The 4146-nt window shown below is 35.8% G+C and carries 4 protein-coding genes and 2 pseudogenes; 3 read left to right on the top strand and 3 right to left on the bottom strand.

The genetic code is table 11. From position 1 onward, the window contains the following. Nucleotides 1-489 (top strand): hypothetical protein (locus HMPREF0381_RS15490; RefSeq protein WP_008752359.1); only part of this gene is annotated, 489 nt, incomplete at its 5' end. After that, nucleotides 473-943, top strand: a complete 471-nt coding sequence (locus HMPREF0381_RS12460) for a DUF5071 domain-containing protein (protein WP_008752358.1) — start codon at nt 473-475, stop codon at nt 941-943. The genes HMPREF0381_RS15490 and HMPREF0381_RS12460, both read left to right, overlap by 17 nt. 345 nt (nt 944-1288) lie before the next feature. Here HMPREF0381_RS12460 and tnpC read toward each other — a convergent pair. From tnpC to tnpA, 3 genes and pseudogenes are all read right to left on the bottom strand, one after another. Further along, nucleotides 1289-2830 (bottom strand): annotated as a pseudogene (gene tnpC, locus HMPREF0381_RS12455) (IS66 family transposase). An 89-nt stretch (nt 2831-2919) separates the two neighbouring features. After that, on the bottom strand, nt 2920-3276 hold the full coding sequence (gene tnpB, locus HMPREF0381_RS12450) for an IS66 family insertion sequence element accessory protein TnpB (RefSeq protein WP_008752355.1): 357 nt from the start codon (nt 3274-3276) through the stop codon (nt 2920-2922). Continuing rightward, nucleotides 3270-3629, bottom strand: a complete 360-nt coding sequence (tnpA, locus tag HMPREF0381_RS12445; RefSeq protein WP_008752354.1) for an IS66 family insertion sequence element accessory protein TnpA — start codon at nt 3627-3629, stop codon at nt 3270-3272. The genes tnpB and tnpA overlap by 7 nt, the downstream gene beginning before the upstream one ends. Nucleotides 3630-3687: 58 nt before the next feature. Between tnpA and HMPREF0381_RS15085 the strand changes: the two are divergent. Beyond that, nucleotides 3688-4146, top strand: a pseudogene (locus HMPREF0381_RS15085) (hypothetical protein); the annotation flags it as partial.

Raw genomic sequence — 4146 nt, 5'->3', positions numbered from 1 at the left:
AGACCAATGGATTTAGTTGCATTAGGTATAATATGTATAACATTAGTTGTAGCTGGAGGAGTAGCTGTTGGTACATATATAAATAGTAAGGCAAAGGAGAAAGAAAAGGCTAGGATAATTGCATTAGAACAAGTAACAACAAAAAGACCTAACCAGACAGTTATATACAGATGGGGAAATGGAAATGCAACTAATTTAACTCCTAGAAATGATGGCTCTGACGTTAATGGTCTATCTTATGAATTAAAAGTTCCAGTGGGTAGACGATATACTTGGACAACTTTAGAGGCTGTAAATAGTACAGGTGTACTACAAGCGATTATAGATGGTCCAAACCATGTAAAAGTAATTCCTACAGATCCTTTAGAACTACCAATATGGATGAGCACCAGAGAAACAGCAAAAGAGAATCCATACTACTTAACAAAAATATTAGCATCAATATCTATAAGAGATAATGGAGGACCATGTAATGTCAGCAGTGATTGATAATTTAATTAGTAAAGAAGAATATAATATTTATGAAAATAGAAATATATCAGATGAAAATTTGGAAGAATTAGCCGTATTATTTCAAATGGAAGGTAATAATTTAGAAGATTATCTTTATTTAGGTAACTACAAATCTAAGTTTTGCTGGTTTAATATTCTACATATTATAGAAAAAATGAAATATTCTATGAAGATTAGATATATACCGTTTTTGATAAGATTGTTACAAGATGCCAACTGGCCTGCATTTGAATATGCAGTTTCTTTATTATCTTCTTATAATAAAAGTGATTTGATTCCATTTATAGAAGATGCATTGTGGAAAGCATATAAAAGTGATGATGGAATGTGGATATCAGGAATTGATATACTATTGGAACATATCCCTATAAAGCCAAGTGAATTTGAAAACCCCAAAACCTATGGCTTGTTAAAATATGGAGATTTTTAGAGTTCTTATTTTTTGAAGGTGTGAGAATTATATTTTAGCTCAGCTTGTAGAAGAAAGTGGAGTATATCCTAATAGAAAATATAGTTACGATAAAAGAGGTAACTTAAAGTCCGTCTTAAGTGCAGGAGAGCTTATAAGAGCTTATGAGTATGACAGTACAGATAGGCTTGGCTTAAGTTACGATTTTTCAGGACAAGCAAAGAATTATATCTATGACGGATTAGGAAATAGAATAGAAAATAAAGTAAGCGCCCAATAACATGATGCCTTATATTTCATTAAACTAAATGAGATAATAAATCAAATAAAAAAGTGCTCCAATAAAGGGCACCATAGTTTATTTGTTTATTGCTTACATTCTTCCTTTACATCCGGTGACCAGGGCATTAAACCTTCTAAAAGTTCAGGTTCGGACTGCCACTGTGTATCCGGCATATACATGAGAAGATATTGTAAGTAGGTATAGACATTCAAGCCGTTTCCCTTTGCTGTCTCTACAATACTATAGACAGCTGCACTTGCAGATGCTCCTTTGGGAGTGTCTGCAAAAAGCCAATTCTTGCGACCTACTGTAAACGGACGAATTGCATTCTCGGCAGCATTATTAGAAATAGAACATCTTCCATCAAGCAGATAATTCTCCATATATGGACGCTGGTTATTAGCATAAACAAGAGCTTTTCCAAGTGCAGAGCCTTTTAATGCCGTTATGGAATCAATTCAACACCAAAAAGCCTCAAGAACAGGTTTTTTCAACTCCAGGCGCTTACTATATCGTTCTTCAGATGTTAAGTTTTTAAGGCTGTCTTCAATGTGAAACAGCTGATCACAGTAATTCCTTCCGATTTCAGCAAGGGTGAGTGGTGCATCCTGTGAACTCTTAGATGGAATCGCTTCTATAAACTTTCTCCTAAGGTGGGCCCAGCACCCACATCTAATCATATCAGAAAGTTTATTATAACCGGAGTATCCATCAGAGTGAAAGTATCCTTTGAAACCTTTCAGGAATTCCACTGCATGATTACCATTTCTTGAAGGCTGATAATCATAAAGAATTATGGATGGCTTGTCGTCATTTCCAGTTCTATATAGCCACATATAAGACTTTGTCTGTGGTGCCTTGTCTTTTTCTTTAAGCACCTGAACAACTGTCTCATCGCAATGCACTATATCACGCTCAAGGAGCTTTTTGTGCAGATGAGATACTAGGGGCTTTAGATAATCCTCACTGCAACGGATTATCCAGTTTGCCATAGTGGAACGGCTGAGGGCGATTCCCAGCCTTTCCCAGTCTTTCTCCTGCCTATAAAGAGGCATACCGTTTACATACTTTTGATACATGACATTGGACACTGAGCTTGGGGAAGCCAACGAATGGTTCATCAGTGATGAAGGTGTGGGTGCCTTCATTATATAAGGATAAGCTGTATGCTTACATTTGGGACACTCATATACAGTTTGAACATAGCGAACAATTCGAAGTTTTGCAGGAATGTACTCTAATTCTTCCTTGACAAATTTTGTGCCAAGGACTTTAAGCTTTGTATTGCAATTACCACAGTATTGGTCTTCTTCAACAAGGGTACATACTACTTCACGAACAGGGATGTCTTTTAAAATCTCATCTCTTTTTGTTTTAGATGCTCTGCGCTTATACCCCTTTACATCTTCTTCAATGGGCTCAGATACATCGGCATTTGCCTCTACCTCAGCCTCATTAAACAAAGAAAGTTGACCTTCAAACTGCTTTTTAGAAGTCTTCTCACTTGAAGACGCAAATTTACCTTTACGAATTATTGAAAGCATTTCAGTAAGATTTTTTACTTGATTTTGAAGGTCCTTTATTGTGTTTTCAAGGTGTGCTATATAAGCATCTTTGTTTTGCATTTTCTACATCCCTTATTGTTTTATTGAAACAATTACACCATAAAAAGTGACAAAATCCCAATATTTTTAAGGTTTTATATATATTTTATCTAACAAAAAGCCCCCTTCCCGGCAGGAAGAATTACTGATTTTTGCTCTATTGAAAGTCCCTCCATCAGCCACCGAAACTGTTGCCGGGAAATAGATTTCAAATCATTTTCATGGCGTGGCCATCGAAAACTACCATTCTCTAAACGCTTATACAAAAGCACAAAACCATCTTTTTCCCAAAGTAATGCCTTAATACGATCGCACCGCTTTCCGCAAAAAAGAAACAGTGCTGAATTAAAGGGGTCCATTTGAAACTGTTGCTGAACCATAGCTGCAAGACCATCAATGGACTTTCGCATGTCTGTGTAGCCACAAGCTATGTAAATGTTCTCAGCAACACTAATGTCGCCTAGCATATGCTATTCAGTGCAGACAGTACTGCCTGAATGGTTTGCTGACATGTTCCTTCGCAAATCTCAACAGTTGCATTTGATAAGTGAACAATAATCTTGGCATTTGTAGATGGTAAAGATGACATAATATCTATCTTTTTAAAAATAGCCGGTTTCTCCAAGGATTCTGAAGAAATGGGAAGTGTTGCACACAGTTGTTCACGAAGGCACTTTAAGTTTCTGTAATAGGTTTGTTCACATATGCCATTTGCCTTGCACCAAGAGGAGATAGTCATTTTGCTGGACTGACATTCTTTAATAAGTGCTTTCCATTGCTCTTGTTTTAAACGCTTTTTAACTTTTGTTATTTGATCCATAGGTACCTCCAACTTGCATTACTATACACTGCTATAACTAAACAGTACTATACAGTTATTGGTACATATTATCTCATTATTATTGGTTGGATATAAGGCATTATCTTATAAGGCGCTTACAGATAATGAGTATATAGTAGAAAAAGATGACTTAAAAGATGTTTCTAAAGACATACTACAAGAACTTGATATAGTAAGTGAAGAAGAATACCTACTTGATATAACTAGACCATACCATAACCTCTTACAAAAAAATGAGAAGTTTAGGAATATAAAACATAGCCAGAGCTTTATATGGGACTATAATACTGCATTTATGGAAGAGAAAGATAAAACCTATGCTTACTTGCAAGATGAGCTTGGAAGTCCTATAAGGCTACTTGAGCTTGGAGAAACAGGAGAAACTAAGCAAATGGTATATGGCTATGATGAGTTTGGAGTGGATACCTATAAAACTCAAGGGAAGATACAACCATTTGGCTATACAGGATATAGGCATGATAAGGTAGCTGATACA

It is taken from the genome of Lachnoanaerobaculum saburreum DSM 3986, assembly GCF_000185385.1.
Lineage (GTDB): Bacteria > Bacillota > Clostridia > Lachnospirales > Lachnospiraceae > Lachnoanaerobaculum > Lachnoanaerobaculum saburreum.
The sequence above is the reverse complement of the archived record's forward strand: the minus strand, read 5'-3'. Positions and strand labels throughout refer to the sequence as shown.

Coding starts and splice junctions, on each gene's coding strand:
- HMPREF0381_RS12460 (WP_008752358.1), top strand. CDS start 473: ATGTCAGCAGTGATTGATAATTTAATTAGTAAAGAAGAATATAATATT.
- tnpA (WP_008752354.1), bottom strand. CDS start 3,629: ATGGATCAAATAACAAAAGTTAAAAAGCGTTTAAAACAAGAGCAATGG.
- tnpB (WP_008752355.1), bottom strand. CDS start 3,276: ATGCTAGGCGACATTAGTGTTGCTGAGAACATTTACATAGCTTGTGGC.